Below are 17,328 nucleotides of genomic sequence, written 5' to 3'. Positions count from 1 at the left end.
CGCGTCGGTGCAAGCGGGGTCGGGTGTCGCAGGGGGGGTGGGGGGGCGTCGCCCCCGTCACAGCCAAGCTGTGACTCCCCCAGGATATTTCTGGCAAAAGGAAGATGGGGAGACGGTTTAGCCGCCCGTGTGGCTCATGTGGCGGGACATCTGGCCGTCGACTTTCTGGCGCGAATAGTCAAAGTCGTGGCCCTTGGGCTTGAGACGGATGGCGGCGCGGATCGCCTCTTCGAGCTTGCCTTCGCCTTCGCTGCTGTCGCGCAGGGGCGCGCGCAGGTCGGCCATGTCTTCCTGACCAAGGCACATGAAGAGCTGCCCGGTGCAGGTCAGGCGCACGCGGTTGCAGCTTTCGCAGAAATTATGGGTCAAGGGCGTGATGAAGCCGATTTTCTGACCCGTCTCTTCGAGCCGCACGTAGCGCGCCGGGCCGCCGGTTCGCTCGGCCAGATCGGTGAGCGTGTAGCGGGTGGCCAGCTGATTGCGCAGGTCGCTGAGCGGCCAGTATTGATCGAGCCGGTCTTCGTTTCCGAGGTCGCCCATTGGCATGACCTCGATCCAGGTTATGTCCATGTCGCGGTCATGACACCATTCGGCCAGCGTGAACAATTCGTCTTCGTTGAAGCCCTTGAGGGCAACGGCGTTGATCTTGATGCGCAGGCCCGCCTCTTGAGCGGCGTCGATGCCGCGCATGACCTGGGGCAGGCGGCCCCAGCGGGTGATCTCGGCAAACTTGGCCTCGTCGATCGTGTCGAGCGAAATATTCACGCGGCGCACGCCACAGTCATAAAGCTCGCCCGCGAAGCGTTCGAGCTGGGAGCCGTTGGTGGTCAGGGTAAGTTCGCGCAAGTCCCCGCTGTCCAGATGGCGCTTCATGGCGCGGAAGAAGGTCATGATATCACGCCGGACGAGCGGTTCGCCCCCTGTGATGCGCAGTTTCTCGACGCCCAGGCGGATGAAGGTCGAACACATGCGGTCGAGCTCTTCGAGCGTCAGAAGCTCTTTCTTGGGCAGAAAGGTCATGTTTTCCGCCATGCAATAGACACAGCGGAAATCGCAGCGGTCGGTCACGGAGACCCGCAGGTAGTTCACGGCGCGCTGGAATGGGTCGATCAGTGGTGCAGTCATGCCGATAGTGGTAGTGGCGATTACGTTGCGGGGCAAGTGGGGCAAAGGTTGTAGATGGTCACAATCAGGTGCAATATCGCGCCATGAAACGAGCAGTTCTGGTAGTTCTGATGGCTGGGGGCCTGGTCGGGTGCGACAGGGTCAATCTTGATCTGTTGCAACCCAAAGAAACGGCCCGCCCCGAAAGTGCGTCCCTGCCTGATGGTACAGTGCGTCCCGTGCCGCGTCCGGACAATCTGGGGGAGGTGGTGGTCGAGGATCGCCCCGAGGCACGGTCCGGCCCGCTTGGTGTAACCATTGTGTCGCTGGGGACAGCGACCGAGGCGGGCATGTGGCTCAAGACGCCGCTAGTGGCCCGGACGCGGCCCGGCAAGGTCAGCTGGAGCGGCAAGAGCGTGGCGGTCTCGCTGATCCCGATCGAAGGGGAAAGCGGCGCGGGAAGCCGGATCTCGCTTCAGGCGATGCAGGCGTTGGGCATGCCGTTGACCGAGTTGACCGAGGTACAGGTCTCGGCCGACTAAATGGTTGTCAGGGAAGGTGTTTTGCGGCTTCCTTGCGTGCGAAGGGCTTCATCCTGTCGCCGTGCTTTTCCAGAAAGGCGCGGGTGCGGTCGGGATCATGTTTGGACAGGTCGCGCAGCCACCAGGCGACGGCCTTCTGAATGAACCATTCCGGGTCATCGACATAACCCGCAGCCCAGCCCAGAACGCGGTCGCGAACCTCAAGTTCCCGGGGTTTCGGGAAATTCTGCTTGGTCCAGGGCAGGGTGATCACCAGCGCGGCGCGGCGGGTCCACATGTGGGGGCTTTGCGTCCAGGTCTCGACCGCGTCGATACGCGCAGGGTCCGCGGTCAGGCGTTTCTGACCGGCCATGCAGGCGTGATCGGCAATGGCCCAGCTGTCAAAATCGGCCACCCAGCTTTGAATCAGCGCCCAGGCCGCATCATCGGGGCGCAGGCGTGCCTGTGTCAGCAGCTTGGCGGCGGCGATGCGGGCTTCGAAAATGTCCGTCCGCCAGAGCGCATCGGCCAGCGCGACGCGGTCCGGGACGCTCAGAACCTGCCGCCAGTGCTTGGTCAGATCGTTGGTGGCTGTGTTGGGAACGCCGATTACGGGACGGGTCTGTTTGTGATAGGCCGCCATCTGCTCGGCGCGCCCCGGCTCGACATGGGCGCGCAGTTGAGCCAAGGCCTCCGAGACGTTCACTGGGGCAGCAGGGGCCATTATTCGACGGTCACGGATTTGGCGAGGTTGCGTGGCTGGTCGACGTCGGTGCCCTTGGCCACGGCGGTGTGATAGGCCAGAAGCTGTGCCGGGATCGCGTAAAGGATCGGGGACAGGACGGGGTGCACGGCGGGAAGCCTGACGATATCCCAAGTGCCTTCTCCACCCTCGGAAGCGCCGTCGGAATCCGTGATCAGCAGCACCTTTCCGTTGCGTGCCATGACCTCCTGCATATTGGAAACCGTTTTGTCGAACAGGTCGTCTCGGGGGGCCAGAACGACCACGGGTACATGTTTGTCAACGAGCGCAATGGGGCCGTGTTTCAGTTCGCCTGATGCATAAGCTTCAGCATGTATATAGCTTATTTCTTTCAATTTAAGAGCGCCTTCAAGGGCGAGTGGATACATGAGTCCCCGCCCGAGGAACAGAATATCGCGTGCCTCTGAAAGTTTGTGCGCAACCTTCGCAATCTGCGGCTCTGCTTCGAGTGCGGCGTCGAGTTGGGCGGGCAAATTGCGAAATGCCGACAAAAGATCGGCAAGCTGCTCGGGGTCGATCATATCCCGGTCTGAAGCGGCCTTGAGGGCCAGCATCAGGAGTACGGACAACTGGCATGTAAATGCCTTGGTCGACGCCACGCCGATCTCGGTTCCGGCAAGGATCGGCAGGGCCAGATCACTTTCCCGGGCGATGGAACTTTCAGGGACGTTGACCACCGAGACGATACGGTCGGCCTTTCCCTCGCAATAGCGCAGGGCAGCCAGCGTATCGGCTGTTTCACCCGATTGCGACACGAAAAGTGCCACGGTGCGTGCCGGGATCGGCGGTTCGCGGTAGCGGAATTCACTCGCGACATCCACGTCCACCGGAATGCCTGCCAGTTGTTCGAACCAGTATTTTGCCGTGAGGCAGGCATAATAGGCCGTACCACAGGCAACCATACTCAGACGGTCGATCTTGGTGAAATCCAGCCCCGGTTCAGGCAGGGTGATGGTTTTTCCGTCGTGGGAAAGATAGTGATCTATGGCTTCGCCGGTGACGGTTGGCTGTTCGGCAATTTCCTTGGCCATGAAGTGTTTGTGCCCACCCTTGTCCACGCGGGCCTGATCGGTGCGGATCCGTTTGACGGGGCGGTTGGCCAGTTCTCCATCGGCATTGCGGATCTCGAGGCTGGTGCGGGTCAGGACTGCGCTGTCTCCCTCTTCGAGATAGGTGATGCGATCGGTGAGGGGGGCAAGGGCAATGGCGTCGGACCCGACAAACATCTCGCCCTGTCCGTGGCCGATGGCGAGGGGGGAGCCTTTTCGTGCAGCGACGATCAAGTCTTCCTCACCCTGAAACAGAAATGCCAGAGCGAATGCGCCGTCCAAGCGTGAAAGTGTCTTGCGGGCGGCGTCAACCGGGCCAAGCCCTTCGTCCATATACCGCTGAGTCATCAAGGCCACAGTTTCCGTGTCGGTTTCCGTGACAAAGGAAATCCCGGCAGTCGCAAGCTCTTCGCGCAAATCCCGGAAATTCTCGATGATGCCATTATGTACGACGGCCACCTGACCGGCCTGATGCGGGTGGGCATTGAGGATCGAAGGCGCGCCATGCGTGGCCCAGCGGGTGTGCCCGATTCCGGACTTGCCGCGCAGGGGCTCATGCACAAGAAGATCGGAGAGATTTACGAGTTTTCCAACCGCGCGGCGGCGGTCGAGAATCCCGTCATTGACGGTGGCGATCCCGGCACTGTCATAGCCGCGATATTCTAGCCGTTTCAGCGCTTCGACGAGGATCGGCGCGGCCTCGTGGTTTCCGAGTACCCCTACAATTCCGCACATTTCAAGCCACTCCGTCGCGTTTTTGTTTCTTTGACTTAAGAATTTCGAACAATTTGCGTGCCAAGCCGGGTTTGTTGACCTGGTCGGCACGCGCCAGTGCCAGAGCGGCATCAGGCACGTCCTTGGTGATCACCGAGCCCGATCCCGTCATGGCCCCGTGACCGATGGAAACCGGCGCCACCAGCATTGTGTTTGAACCAATGAATGCCCGATCGCCAATGGCCGTGTGGTGCTTCATGACGCCATCATAATTGCAGGTGATGGTGCCGGCGCCGATATTGGTACTCTCACCAATTGCGGCATCTCCGATATAGGAGAGATGATTGACCTTGCTACCCTCGCCGATAGTGGCGTTCTTGATCTCGACAAAATTGCCGATGTGGGTGTGTTCGCTGAGTTCGGCGCCGGGACGCAGTCGGGCATAAGGCCCCACGGAACTGCCGCGCGCGATGTGGCATCCTTCGAGATGAGAAAAGGCGCGGATGCGGGTGCCGCTTTCGACGGTGACGCCGGGGCCGAAATAGACGTTGGGTTCGATCACCGTGTCGCGCCCGATCACCGTGTCATAGGACAACATGACGGTATCAGGCTGTTGAAGCGTCACGCCAAGATCCATCAGTTCGGCGCGAGCGCGGGTCTGGAAAATCGACTCGGCCTCGGCCAGATGCGCGCGGGAATTGATCCCCAGTGTTTCGGCCTCGTCGCAAGCCACCGCGGTGACGGGAAGGCCCCTGTCACGGGCAATTCCGACGATGTCGGTGAGATAGTATTCGCCCTGGGCATTGTGCGGTTCAACGGCGTCAAGCAGGCCAAATAGCTGATCCCGTTTGGCAAGCATTACGCCAGAATTACAGAAGGTTACGGCGCGCTCCTCTGGTGATGCGTCGGCAAATTCGACGATCTTTTCGAGGCTGTCGCCCTGCATGATCAACCGCCCGTACTTGCCCGGATCGGCCGCTGTGAATCCAAGCACGACCACGGCATTGTCTGCGCGGGCCGCCACCATTCTTTCCAGCGTCTGCGCGCTGACAAACGGGGTGTCGCCAAAGAGAACGATCACGTCGCCGTCGAAATCTTCAAGCGCGTCGCGGCACATGCTGACGGCGTGACCGGTGCCATTCTGCTCTTCCTGAAGCACAACAATGGCCTCGGGATCATGGTCGACCACCGTCTGGCGGACCTCTTCGTAGCCGTGACCGGCGACGATCACGGTGCGTTGCGGCTCCAGCGATGCGCCGGCCTGCATGGCGTGGATCAGCAGCGGCGCATTGGCGATCTCGTGCAGAACCTTGGGTTTGTCGGACTTCATCCGTGTACCTTTGCCTGCGGCGAGGATGACAAGTGCGGTGCTCATGTAGCGAATTCTCTTTGTATTCTGATTGCTCCCGTTTTATCCGGTTGCGGCAAGGGCGCAAGGCCGTGAGCCATCAAAACTGATTGCGCGCTGTAACAGCGATGCGCGGAAACGCGCCAACATATGGGTGGGGGAGCGCGCGATGCGGACGGTGGTTTTTGATCTGGACGGGACGCTGGCGGATACGAGCGGCGATCTTATCGCGGCGGCAAATGCCTGTTTTCGGGATATGGGGGCGGGCGACCTTCTGGATGCGGCAACGGATGCGGGCATTGCCCTGCGCGGTGGGAAGCGGATGCTGACCGAGGGGCTGACCCGCCTTGGGCGGATGGATGCGGCGGTGGTGGAGCAGTACTACCCGATGCTTTTGGAGGCCTATGGCGACGCAATTGCCGAGCATACGGTGTTTTACCCCGGCGCGCTGGACGCGGTCGGGGAATTGTCGGCGCGTGGCTACGGCGTCGGGATCTGCACCAACAAGCCCGAGGCGCTGGCGGAACAGTTGTTGCAGGCCCTGGGCGCGCGGGCGGCTTTTGGGGCGCTGGTCGGGGCGGATACATTGCCCGTGCGAAAGCCGGACCCGGCACCGCTGATGGAAACCGCGCGGCGATTGGGGGGAGACCCGGCCAGGACCGTTTTGATCGGGGATAGTGACACGGACCGCAACACGGCGCGGGCGGCGGGGGTGCCGTCGGTGCTGGTGACCTTCGGGCCAAGCGGCGAGGATATGGCGGCGCTGGAGCCGGAGGCGCTTTTGCATGACTTTGCGGACCTGCCGGATCTGGTTCAGGCGCTGATCGGGCGCAACAGCTGATCGGAGAGGGCCGACAACGGTTTTTTGTCGAGCCCTGACAGACTCTCTTCGATGCGCGCGGCGGTGTCGTGGCCCAGAACGGGGTCGGCAAGTGCATGGTATTTCATGCGCAGATCGGCCTCGGACGGGGGGGCGGTGTGATCCCAGAGCGGTTCGTGCCAGTCGCTTTCAAACTGGCCCCGCGGCGTGGTGATGATCACCCGGGCAAAGCGTTTCAGGGGAAAATGCGCGTTGGCGTGGTCGCTTTCGACCATTTTGATCTTGCTGGCGAGGCCGAGGATCGTCGGGTCGCTGACGGCGGCATCGGAGATGTCCGAAGGGGTGACTGTGCCGCGGGCAAGGGCGACAGCAACCGGGAAAGACGTAGAATATTGCGCGGCTTCGGTGCTGTCTGGGGTGGGCATGGCAAGGCGCACGGATTCGTGGAACGTGTGAATTTCGATGCTGGTGATGTCGTCCGGGCCAAGCCCGTGGCTTTGGCGCAGATGCAGGGCGGCTTCGATCGGGGCCTGCGCCCAGCGGCAGACCGGATAGGGTTTGTAATACTGTTCCAGCATGTACCAGCGGTTGCCAAGATCGGCCCAGAAATCGGGGGCCTCTTCAACTGTGATGGCCGGGGCTCCGGTAAAGCCGGATTGGGCCAGTTTCACAGCAGAAACGCCCGCCATGGACCCCCAGCCGGAGCCGTCCTTGACCATGGTGGGCGTATCGATGCAGCGCATCATCTGGGAGCGGGGACCGTGGTATTCGGCGATGCCGAGCGCGTGGCGGGTGGTGTCGGGGTCAAGCTGCAGGAGGCGCGCGCCCGCGGCGGCGGCGGTGACCGCGCCCCAGCTGCCCGAGGTGTGATAGTCGGGGACCGTGGCATGCTGGGCCATGGCGGCGCGGGCGCCGAATTCATAGCCCAGGATGATCGCGGTCAGGAAATCGCGCCCCGCCACATTCGCTTCGTGACCCAGCATGAGAGCCGCGGGAAAGAGCGGGCAGCCGATATGGCCCTTGGCCGGGTTGAACCCGTCGTGCGCATCCAGTGCGTCGATGGTCATGCCGGCGGCGAGCGCGCCGCCCGTTGCCGACGTGTGGCGTCCGTCAAACAACATGGGGAGGTGTCCGCCGAATTCGGTGTGGGCGTGGTCGCGGATGATTTGGGAAAGCCGTGTGCCGATCCCGCCAGCGGCGACGCCGATCAGGTCGAGCAGACTGAGTTCGGCCTGTGCGCGCACCGGGGCGGGAATGTCGGAAAGGGAGAGGGAATGGATGAAGTCGAGCGCGGCGGGCATGGGCGGGGTCTCCTTGTGGGATGAGACCAGCCTAGCAAGGGATTGGCGGCAAAAAGGGGTGATGCCGACGCCTGATGTCGCGTTTTGGCCTGCCGATCCGCAATTGCGGGGCGGACGGGCATGGCGTAACCCTTGGGCAGGTGTTTGAAGCGAGGTGGGTGATGGGCGAGCGTTCCACGGAAAAATTCACGGGCAATTTCACCCAGCAGGAACCGATCCCGGACGAGGCGATCGAGGCTGCCGTGGCCGTGATGCGGTCGGGGCGGCTGCATCGTTACAACGTCGCCCCTGGTGAATTGGGTGAGGCCGCGCTTTTGGAACAGGAGTTCGCGGCGCTGACGGGGGCGAAGTATTGCCTTGCAGTGGCATCGGGGGGCTATGCGATGGGCTGTGCCTTGCGCGCGCTGGGGGTCGGGCCGGGGGACAAGGTGTTGACCAACGCCTTTACGCTGGCCCCGGTGCCGGGGGCGATTGCCAGCGTCGGGGCGGTGCCGGTGTTTGTCGGCGTGACCGAGGGGCTGGTGATCGACCTTGAGGATCTGGCGGCCAAGGCCGGTCAGGCGGATGTGCTGATGCTGAGCCATATGCGCGGGCATATCGTGGATATGGACGCGTTGATGGCGCTGTGTGACGCGCATGGAATCCGGGTGATCGAGGATTGTGCGCATACGATGGGTGGGGGCTGGCGTGGCGTGCCGTCGGGGCGGCACGGGGTCATCGCCTGTTATTCGACGCAGACCTACAAGCATGTGAATTCCGGCGAGGGCGGGTTCCTGATTTCGGATGATGCAGAGCTGATGGCGCGGGCGGTGATGCTGTCGGGATCCTACATGCTTTATGAGCGGCATCTGGCGGCGCCGGAGCCGGAGATGTTCGAGCAGGTGAAATACGACACGCCAAACGTTTCCGGGCGCATGGACAACCTGCGCGCGGCGATTCTGCGCCCGCAGTTGCGTAAGCTGCCCGAACAGGTGGCGGCGTGGAATGCGCGCTATGGCGTGCTGGAAGAGGGGGTGCGGGGCACGCCCGGCTTGCAGGTGGTTGAGCGGTCGGACGGGGAAGGGTTTGTCGGGTCCTCGATCCAGTTCCTGTTGCTGGATTGGGACGAGGCACGCATTGCGGCCGTCTTGGCGCGTTGCGCAGCGCGGGGGGTGGAGTTGAAGTGGTTCGGGGGGGCGGAGCCGGTGGCCTTTACCTCGCGCTATGACAGTTGGCGCTATGCCCCCAGCGCCGCGATGCCTGCGACGGACCGGGTGTTGAAGGGGGTTGTAGACATGCGCATTCCGCTGACCTTCTCGCTGGAGGATTGCGCTTTGATTGCGCGGATCATCCGGGCCGAGGTAGGGGCGGTCTGGCAGGCCAACGGATAAGGGGGCGCTGCCCCCATCGCCCCTTGGGGGCGATTCCCCCGGGGTATTTCTGGAAAAAGAAAGATCAGGGGGTGCGTTTGAGGCGGGTGAATACCCAGGCGCCGAGGGTGAGGGCGGCGTAGAGGGCGAGAACGAAGGCCAGTTGCGCGGGGGCGTGGCGGGCTTCGAAGATCAGGATCAGCAGGGCTCCGAGGCCGAGGCCGAGAATGGCGGACAGGGTCATGAGCGGGTGCGAGCCGGTGGCGGCGCGGTGTTTGTGGTTGGCGACGGCCATGAGGATCGAGACCAGAAGAAAGGTGATCGAGCCGAATTCGAGGATCAGGCGCAGATCGCCAATCAGGATCAGGAGCGCGGCCAGACCGGCCATGGCCAGCACTGCATTGCGTGGGATGGTGCCGGTGCGCAGGGCCAACGGGGCCGGAAAAAAACCGTCGCGCGCAATCACGCGCATCAGGCGGGAGGCGCCAAAGAGCGTACCGGAGATTGCGCTCATGGTGGCCAGCAGGGCGCCTGCGATCACCAGGTGACGCCCGACGGGCCCGAGTACATCGGCCGCGCCCGCAGCCAGCGCATGTTCCTGATGGGTGATGATGTCTTTGAACGGGATGGCGAGCACGGCGCCGATGGCGATGACCACGTAGACCGTGGTGGCCAGTCCGACAGCGGCATAGATGGCACGCGGGATGTTGCGGCCCGGATCGCGCATTTCGTCCATGGCGTGGATCACCAGCTGGAAGCCTTCATAGGCGACGAAGGTCACGGCGGCGATGGTCAGCACGGCGAAGAGGCTGGCCTCCGGGCCGTGCCCGTTGAGCTGGGGCAATTCGGGTTGGGCATTGCCCCAGAGGACCCCAGCCACGATCAGGAGAATCACGATTTTGGAGTAGACGAGCAGGTCTTCGATCCGGCCCATGCCACGGGTGGACCAGATATTCACGGCGGCAAATCCGGCGATCACGGCCATAGCGACGAGGCGGCGCGCGGTGTCGTTTCCGGCAATGTCGAAGCCGGAGATGGCATAGGAGGCGAAGGTGAAGGCATAAAGCGCGATCGTGGCGATATAGCCGAACACGACCCACCATCCGATCAGGGCCGCGGCAAAGTCATGGCCCGGAAAACTGCGTTTGAAAAAGGCGTAGGTGGCGCCTTCGTCGCGGTAGAAAAGGGCAAGCTTTACATAGGAGTAGGCGGCGAGAATCGCGAACAGCCCACCTAGGGCGATGGCCAACGGGGTCCAGAGGCCGATCTGGGCCACGCTCAATCCGAGGATGGTGAAGATGCCGCCCCCCACCATGCCGCCAAGGGCGATGGCGATCAGCTCGGCCAGCCCCAAAGGGGGCGCGTCGGGATGGCGGTCGGGGCGCATGGCTGGTCCTGTTTTTGGTCGGTGATGACAAGTTTTTCTTGATCGGAGAAATGACATGCCGTAATTATATGAACAAGCGTTCAATAACGGGAGAACTGGTGCGATGTTCATGCACACGATGGAATTTGACCTCGGCGAAGACGTCAACGCGATGCGCGAGATGGTCCACCGATTCGCTCAGGAGCGGATCAAGCCGATCGCGGCGGAAGTCGACCTGAAGAACGAGTTTCCGAACGAGCTTTGGAAAGAGTTCGGCGAGCTTGGTCTTTTGGGCATTACCACGCCCGAGGAATATGGCGGGGCAGGGATGTCCTATCTCGCGCATGTGATTGCGGTGGAAGAGATCGCGCGGGCGTCGGCTTCGATCTCGCTCAGCTATGGGGCGCATTCGAACCTTTGCGTGAACCAGATCAAGCTCAACGGCAACGAAGAGCAGAAGCAGAAATACCTGCCGCGCCTGATTTCGGGCGAGCATGTCGGTGCGCTGGCCATGTCGGAACCCTCCGCCGGGTCGGATGTGGTGAGCATGAAGCTGCGCGCGGACAAGAAGAACGACCGCTATGTTCTGAACGGCAACAAGTACTGGATCACCAACGGCCCGGATGCGGATACGCTGGTGGTTTACGCCAAGACTGACATGGATGCCGGGCCGCGTGGCATCACCGCGTTCCTGATCGAGAAGGAAATGAAAGGGTTCTCGACCTCGCCTCACTTTGACAAGCTGGGCATGCGTGGGTCGAACACCGCCGAGCTGATCTTTGAAGACGTGGAAGTGCCGTTTGAAAACGTGCTGGGCGAAGAGGGCAAGGGCGTCAAGGTGCTGATGTCGGGGCTGGATTACGAGCGCGTGGTGCTGGCCGGGATCGGCACGGGCATCATGGCGGCCTGCCTGGACGAGATCATGCCCTACATGGTCGAGCGCAAGCAGTTTGGCCAGTCGATCGGGAACTTCCAGCTGATGCAGGGCAAGATTGCCGACATGTATACGGCGATGAACTCGGCGCGGGCCTATGTCTATGAATGTGCCAAGGCCTGTGACTCTGGCCGGATCACCCGTCAGGATGCGGCGGCTTGCTGTCTCTATGCCTCTGAAGTGGCCATGACGCAGGCGCATCAGGCGGTGCAGGCCATGGGCGGTGCCGGTTACCTGAGTGATAACCCGGTGGGGCGCATTTTCCGCGATGCCAAGCTGATGGAAATCGGTGCGGGCACCTCGGAAATCCGCCGGATGCTGATCGGCCGCGAACTGATGAGCGCGCAGGCATGATCCGTGCAGCCGTCGCCCTGATGCTTGCGCCGCTCTCCGTGGCGGCGCAGGATCTGGTGTTTTCGCCCGAGGCGACCGAGTCCTGCCTTGCAGGTCTGGTTGCGGGGCAGGACCAGACGACATGTGTCGGGGCGTCGGCCAATGCCTGCATGGACGCTACGCAGGGCGGCTGGTCCACGGTGGGCATGAGCGGCTGTTACGAGCAAGAACGGCTTTACTGGGACGCCCGGTTGAATGCCGCCTATGGCCGGGTGCGGGCCGAAGCCAAGAAGATAGACGCAGAGATGCAGGAGATTGGCTCCTCGGCGCCAAGCCAGGCGGATGCGTTGCGCGACATGCAACGCGCGTGGATCGGCTATCGCGATGCCACCTGTGATTATGAACGTTCGCTGTGGGGCGGCGGGACGGGCGGTGGCCCGGCCACGGTGTCCTGCCACATGTATATGACTGCCGCACAAGCGCGGTATCTTGAAAACGCCGGTTTGGGCGAGTGAGTTTGGAGTAGGAAGATGAGCAAGCTTCAATCGAAGATCATGACCGGATCTGAGGATTTTGCCGCCAACCGTGCGGCACATCTGGACATGGTCGAAACCATTCGCGCGGCGGCTGGGGCTGCTGCGCAGGGGGGCGGCGAGAAATCGCGGGCGCGCCATGTGAGCCGGGGCAAGATGCTGCCGCGTGACCGGGTGGCGAACCTGCTCGATCCGGGCTCGCCATTCCTTGAAGTGGGGGCGACGGCGGCGCATGACATGTATGGCAACGCCGCGCCGGGTGCCGGGGTTGTGGCCGGGATCGGCCTTGTGAAGGGGCAGGAAGTCATGGTGGTGTGCAACGACGCCACCGTGAAAGGCGGTACCTATTTCCCGATGACGGTGAAAAAGCACCTGCGCGCTCAGGAGATCGCCGAGCAGAACCATTTGCCGTGTGTCTATCTGGTGGACTCTGGTGGGGCGAACCTGCCCCAGCAGGACGAAGTGTTCCCGGATCGGGACCACTTTGGCCGGATCTTCTATAACCAGGCCAATATGTCGGCCAAGGGCATTCCGCAGATCGCCGTGGTGATGGGATCCTGTACGGCGGGCGGAGCCTATGTGCCTGCGATGTCGGATGTGACGATCATCGTGAAGGAGCAGGGGACGATCTTTCTTGCCGGTCCACCGCTGGTCAAGGCCGCGACGGGCGAGGTGGTGAGCGCCGAGGACCTTGGCGGGGGCGATGTGCACACGCGTCTGTCGGGCGTGGCGGATTACCTTGCGGATAATGACGCGCACGCGCTGGCGCTGGCGCGTGAGGCGGTGGCCAACCTCAACCGTGGCAAGCCCAAGACGGTGGAATGGGCCAGCCCGGAAGACCCGGCTTATGATCCGGAAGAGATCCTTGGCGTGGTGCCTGCTGGGCTGCGCACGCCCTATGATATCCGCGAAGTGATTGCGCGGATCGTGGATGGTTCGCGGTTTGACGAGTTCAAGCGGCGGTTCGGGGAAACGCTGGTCTGTGGGTTTGCCCATGTGAAGGGCTGCCCGATCGGGATCATCGCCAACAATGGCGTGCTTTATTCGGAAAGTGCGGCCAAGGGCGCGCATTTTGTCGAACTGTGTTCGCAGCGTGGTATTCCGCTGGTGTTCCTGCAGAATATCACCGGGTTCATGGTGGGCCAGAAATACGAGGCCGAGGGCATTGCCCGTCACGGCGCCAAGCTGGTGACGGCGGTGGCGACGACCAAGGTGCCGAAGATCACCATGCTGGTGGGCGGCTCGTTTGGTGCGGGCAACTATGGCATGGCCGGGCGCGCCTATTCGCCCCGCTTCCTGTGGACATGGCCCAACAGCCGGATTTCGGTGATGGGCGGCGAACAGGCGGCTGGCGTGCTGGCGACCGTGAAACGGGATGCCATCGAGCGCGCCGGGCAGGAATGGTCGGCCGAGGAGGAAGCCGCGTTCAAGCAGCCGACGCTCGATATGTTCGAGCACCAGTCGCACCCGCTTTATGCGTCGGCGCGGCTTTGGGATGACGGGATCATTGATCCGCGCAAAACCCGCGACGTGCTGTACCTGAGCCTGTCGGCCGCGCTGAACGCGCCGATTGAAGAAACGAAGTTTGGCGTATTCCGGATGTAATGCGTTGGGGGCAGCCCTCACACACAGGTCCAAGTGGGGGCCAGCCCCCACACCCCCGGAGTATTTACGGCAAAATGAAGAACGAGGTCGGGAGGCCGAGAGATGTTTAACAAGATCCTGATTGCCAACCGTGGCGAGATCGCTTGCCGGGTAATGGAAAGCGCCCGCAAGATGGGTGTGAAGACCGTGGCCGTCTATTCGGACGCGGACGCGCATGCCAAGCATGTGGCGATGGCGGACATGGCAGTGCATATTGGCGGACCTGCCCCGGCGGACAGCTATCTGCGCGGCGACGTGATCATTCAGGCGGCGCTGGACAGTGGGGCGCAGGCGATCCACCCCGGCTATGGTTTCCTGTCGGAAAACCCCGACTTCGTGGATGCGGTCGAGGCGGCGGGGCTGGTGTTCATTGGCCCGTCGGCGGACGCGATCCGCAAGATGGGGCTCAAGGATGCGGCCAAGGCGCTGATGGAAGAGGCCAAGGTGCCGGTTGTGCCGGGCTATCACGGCAAGAACCAGGACCCGGAGCATTTGTCGGGTGCGGCGGATGCGATTGGCTATCCGGTGCTGATCAAGGCCGTGGCCGGGGGTGGCGGCAAGGGGATGCGCCTTGTCGAGAAACCCTCCGAGTTCATGGATGCGCTGAAATCGGCGCAGGGCGAGGCGCAGACCGCCTTTGGCAACCCGGATGTTCTGATCGAGAAATACATCCAGCAGCCGCGCCACATCGAGTTGCAGGTGTTTGGCGACGGCGAAAAGGCTGTGCACCTGTTCGAGCGGGATTGTTCGTTGCAGCGCCGCCACCAGAAAGTGATCGAAGAAGCGCCTGCGCCGGGCATGACGCCCGAGATGCGCGCTGCGATGGGCGCCGCCGCCGTGCGGGCCGCCGAGGCGATCAACTACAAGGGGGCCGGCACCATCGAATTCATCGTGGATGGTTCGGACGGGCTGCGCACGGACGGCTTCTGGTTCATGGAGATGAACACCCGTCTTCAGGTGGAACACCCAGTTTCGGAAGCCATCACCGGCGTGGACCTTGTGGAGTGGCAATTGCGGGTTGCCTCGGGCGAGGGGCTGCCCAAGTCGCAGGACGAGCTGACCATCACCGGTCATGCGTTCGAAGCGCGGATCTATGCCGAGGATGTTCCCAAGGGGTTCCTGCCCGCGACGGGAACGCTCAGCCATCTGGATTTCCCTGACAGCGCGCGGATCGACAGCGGTGTAAGGGCGGGCGATACGATCAGCCCGTGGTATGACCCGATGATCGCCAAGCTGATCGTACATGCGCCGACGCGCTCGATTGCGCTCAAGCAGCTGGAAACCGCGCTGCGGCATACGGATGTGGCCGGGACCGTGACCAACGTCTCGTTCCTCAGCCTGTTGTCGGCGCAGGAAGATTTCGTGAAGGGCGACGTCGATACCGGGCTGATCGCGCGGCATATCGAGGACCTTTCGGTTGCGCCCGTGGCCTGCAGCAAGGCCCGCTCGGTGGCGGCGGTCACGGCGCTGGGCCTGATGCCCGCACCGGATCGCGCGCCGGCCCCGTCGCTGGTGCTGTGGACGCCGCTGACCCATGCGGTGTCGCTGGTGCATCACGAGGAGCAGATCGATGCACGGGTCACGGTAAACGGGACCGGGGAGTATCTCGTCGATCTGGGCGAGGTGCAGCACACGGTGCGCTTTGGTGAAGGCGCGTGGTGGGTGGACCAGACCAAGGTTCAGGCCCGCACGGCACGCCATGGCGATGATCTCACCGTGTTCTGGGGCAATGGCTATCGCTTCCACGTCGTCGATCCGCTGGAGCGCGAAGATGAAGCGGCGGCGGGTGGCAACCTGATTGCGGCGCCGATGCCGGGGCTGGTCAAGGCGGTGTTCGCCAAGGCCGGACAGACGGTGGCGCAGGGCGACCGGCTTGCCATTCTCGAAGCCATGAAAATGGAGCATTCGCTTTTGGCGGCGCGCGATGGTGTTGTCGCCGAGGTGCTGGCCAGCGAAGGCCAGCAGGTCGAGGAAGGGGCGGCCCTGATCCGGCTGGAAGATGAGGACGAGGCGGCGGCATGACCGTGCTGCACCATATCCCGTTTTCGCGGTCGTTCCGTATCCTGTGGTTGTTGCAGGAAATGGGGCTGGAGGCGGATTTGCGGTTGTATTCGATCACGGATGGGTCGTTGCGCGCTTCCGAGTTCAAGGCAATCTCGCCCGTGGGGCGGGTGCCGGCGCTCGAGATTGACGGTGTGACGATTTATGAAAGTGCGGCGATTGTCGAATACCTGACCGAAACCCGGCCCGAACATGGTTTGGGCCGGTTACCGGGGGATGCGGAGCGGGTGCCCTATCTGGAATGGTTGGGGTTTGCAGAGACGCAGGCCAGCATTCTGGCCTCGCTCAACATGCAGCATCTGTTCATGGGTGATCCGACGCCTGCGTCGCCGGTGGTTTTGAAGCTTGAAGCGGCCCGGTTGGCGGCGACCCTGAAGGCGATGGATCGTGCCCTTGCGGATCGAGAGTGGTTGTTGCCGTCAGGCTTCTCGGCGGCGGACACGATGATGGGGTTCAACCTGTTCTCGGCGCCTTACTATGTTCACATGGACAAGTTCGAGAATGTGCGCGCCTATGTGAAGCGTATCGAGGCGCGCCCCGCCTATCAGCGTGCGCGTGAACTGGATGGACGCCAGGAATTCTACAAGAAGGACTTCTACGAGGTGCCCAATGGCTGAATTTGTTGAAATTTTCGAGATGGGGCCGCGTGATGGGCTTCAGAACGAAAAACGCCAAATCCCGACCGAGAAAAAAATCGCGCTGGTCGATTGTCTGAGCCAGGCGGGGTTCAAGCGGATCGAGGTGGCCAGTTTCGTGAGCCCGAAATGGGTGCCTCAGATGGCGGATTCGGCGCAGGTTCTGGCAAATATCAAGCGCGCGCCGGGGGTGTCCTATGCGGCGTTGACGCCGAACATGCAGGGGTTCAACCGGGCGGTCATGGCGCAGGCCGACGAGATCGCCATTTTCGGGTCGGCCTCGGAAGGGTTTTCCAAGGCCAATATCAACGCAACGATTGCCGAATCGCTGGAACGGTTTGCGCCGGTGGTCGAGGCGGCCAAAGATGTGGATTTGCCAGTGCGGGGCTATATCTCCTGCGTGACAGATTGTCCCTATGACGGACCGACGCCACCGGAAAAAGTGGCCGAAGTGGCCGCGCATCTGCGCGATGCGGGCTGTTACGAGATCTCATTGGGGGACACGATCGGGCAGGGCACGCCCGAGAGCATTGCCGCGATGCTGGAAGCCGTATTGCAGGAAGTACCTGCGGCGAAACTGGCCGGGCATTACCATGACACCGCAGGGCGCGCGCTGGTGAATATCGAAGCCTCTCTTGCGCTGGGTGTTCGGGTGTTCGACGCCGCAGTGGGCGGTTTGGGCGGATGTCCCTATGCGCCGGGGGCCAAGGGCAATGTGGCGACCGAGGCGGTGAATGATCTGCTGGTGTCGCTGGGATATGAAACCGGGCTTGACCGGACGGTGCTGGACACAGCGGCAGAGATGGCACGCGCGATGCGAGCCGGGTGAACAAGAATTTTGGCGCGAGAGGAG

Annotated in this window: 15 protein-coding genes; 9 read left to right on the top strand and 6 right to left on the bottom strand. The window is 62.6% G+C overall.

Annotated elements, in window-relative coordinates:
• Positions 1-117 precede the first annotated feature (117 nt).
• Complete coding sequence (gene moaA / locus BMZ35_RS08555) at positions 118-1,125, bottom strand: GTP 3',8-cyclase MoaA (protein ID WP_093092979.1); 1,008 nt, start codon at positions 1,123-1,125, stop codon at positions 118-120.
• A gap of 83 nt (positions 1,126-1,208) precedes the next feature.
• Between moaA and BMZ35_RS08550 the strand changes: the two genes are divergently transcribed.
• Positions 1,209-1,646, top strand: coding sequence for a hypothetical protein (locus BMZ35_RS08550; protein WP_131814345.1), 438 nt, complete (start codon positions 1,209-1,211; stop codon positions 1,644-1,646).
• A 7-nt stretch (positions 1,647-1,653) separates the two neighbouring features.
• Here the strand turns inward: BMZ35_RS08550 and BMZ35_RS08545 are convergent, their stop codons facing one another.
• Genes BMZ35_RS08545 through glmU form a run of 3 tightly spaced genes read right to left on the bottom strand, consistent with a single transcriptional unit; the run spans position 1,654 to position 5,526 of the window.
• Positions 1,654-2,331, bottom strand: coding sequence for a DNA alkylation repair protein (locus tag BMZ35_RS08545; protein WP_242654751.1), 678 nt, complete (start codon positions 2,329-2,331; stop codon positions 1,654-1,656).
• A gap of 17 nt (positions 2,332-2,348) precedes the next feature.
• Positions 2,349-4,172 carry a glutamine--fructose-6-phosphate transaminase (isomerizing) gene (glmS, locus tag BMZ35_RS08540; protein WP_093092972.1) on the bottom strand — a complete coding sequence of 608 codons (1,824 nt, stop codon included), beginning with the start codon at positions 4,170-4,172 and terminating at the stop codon, positions 2,349-2,351.
• Between the two features lies 1 nt (position 4,173).
• Positions 4,174-5,526, bottom strand: coding sequence for a bifunctional UDP-N-acetylglucosamine diphosphorylase/glucosamine-1-phosphate N-acetyltransferase GlmU (gene glmU, locus BMZ35_RS08535; protein ID WP_093092971.1), 1,353 nt, complete (start codon positions 5,524-5,526; stop codon positions 4,174-4,176).
• A 142-nt stretch (positions 5,527-5,668) separates the two neighbouring features.
• Between glmU and BMZ35_RS08530 the strand changes: the two genes are divergently transcribed.
• Positions 5,669-6,340 (top strand): HAD-IA family hydrolase, encoded by a 672-nt coding sequence (locus BMZ35_RS08530; RefSeq protein ID WP_093092969.1) that lies wholly within the window; start codon positions 5,669-5,671, stop codon positions 6,338-6,340.
• Here BMZ35_RS08530 and BMZ35_RS08525 read toward each other — a convergent pair.
• Positions 6,313-7,620 carry an MmgE/PrpD family protein gene (locus BMZ35_RS08525; protein ID WP_093092968.1) on the bottom strand — a complete coding sequence of 436 codons (1,308 nt, stop codon included), beginning with the start codon at positions 7,618-7,620 and terminating at the stop codon, positions 6,313-6,315. The genes BMZ35_RS08530 and BMZ35_RS08525 overlap by 28 nt on opposite strands.
• Before the next feature lie 161 nt (positions 7,621-7,781).
• Here BMZ35_RS08525 and BMZ35_RS08520 point away from each other — a divergent pair, with 161 nt between their 5' ends.
• Complete coding sequence (locus BMZ35_RS08520) at positions 7,782-8,990, top strand: DegT/DnrJ/EryC1/StrS family aminotransferase (protein ID WP_093093333.1); 1,209 nt, start codon at positions 7,782-7,784, stop codon at positions 8,988-8,990.
• Between the two features lie 64 nt (positions 8,991-9,054).
• Here the strand turns inward: BMZ35_RS08520 and BMZ35_RS08515 are convergent, their stop codons facing one another.
• The gene (locus BMZ35_RS08515) at positions 9,055-10,356 is read right to left on the bottom strand and encodes an APC family permease (RefSeq protein WP_093092966.1); all 1,302 of its coding nucleotides are present in this window, start codon (positions 10,354-10,356) and stop codon (positions 9,055-9,057) included.
• 103 nt (positions 10,357-10,459) lie between these two features.
• Between BMZ35_RS08515 and BMZ35_RS08510 the strand changes: the two genes are divergently transcribed.
• From BMZ35_RS08510 to BMZ35_RS08485, 6 genes are all read left to right on the top strand, one after another.
• A complete protein-coding gene (locus BMZ35_RS08510) occupies positions 10,460-11,623 on the top strand; it encodes an isovaleryl-CoA dehydrogenase (RefSeq protein WP_093092964.1) in 1,164 nt (387 codons plus the stop codon).
• Positions 11,620-12,117 carry a lysozyme inhibitor LprI family protein gene (locus BMZ35_RS08505; protein ID WP_093092962.1) on the top strand — a complete coding sequence of 166 codons (498 nt, stop codon included), beginning with the start codon at positions 11,620-11,622 and terminating at the stop codon, positions 12,115-12,117. The genes BMZ35_RS08510 and BMZ35_RS08505 overlap by 4 nt, the downstream gene beginning before the upstream one ends.
• Before the next feature lie 15 nt (positions 12,118-12,132).
• Complete coding sequence (locus tag BMZ35_RS08500; RefSeq protein ID WP_207502934.1) at positions 12,133-13,740, top strand: carboxyl transferase domain-containing protein; 1,608 nt, start codon at positions 12,133-12,135, stop codon at positions 13,738-13,740.
• Between the two features lie 102 nt (positions 13,741-13,842).
• Positions 13,843-15,801, top strand: a complete 1,959-nt coding sequence (locus BMZ35_RS08495) for an acetyl/propionyl/methylcrotonyl-CoA carboxylase subunit alpha (RefSeq protein WP_093092960.1) — start codon at positions 13,843-13,845, stop codon at positions 15,799-15,801.
• Positions 15,798-16,457, top strand: a complete 660-nt coding sequence (locus BMZ35_RS08490) for a glutathione S-transferase family protein (protein ID WP_093092958.1) — start codon at positions 15,798-15,800, stop codon at positions 16,455-16,457. Before BMZ35_RS08495 ends, BMZ35_RS08490 begins: the two co-directional genes overlap by 4 nt.
• The gene (locus tag BMZ35_RS08485) at positions 16,450-17,304 is read left to right on the top strand and encodes a hydroxymethylglutaryl-CoA lyase (protein WP_093092956.1); all 855 of its coding nucleotides are present in this window, start codon (positions 16,450-16,452) and stop codon (positions 17,302-17,304) included. Before BMZ35_RS08490 ends, BMZ35_RS08485 begins: the two co-directional genes overlap by 8 nt.
• Positions 17,305-17,328: the final 24 nt, after the last annotated feature.

This window comes from Shimia aestuarii, from assembly GCF_900114635.1.
Taxonomy (GTDB): domain Bacteria; phylum Pseudomonadota; class Alphaproteobacteria; order Rhodobacterales; family Rhodobacteraceae; genus Shimia; species Shimia aestuarii.
This window is presented reverse-complemented; position numbering and strand designations above follow the sequence as displayed.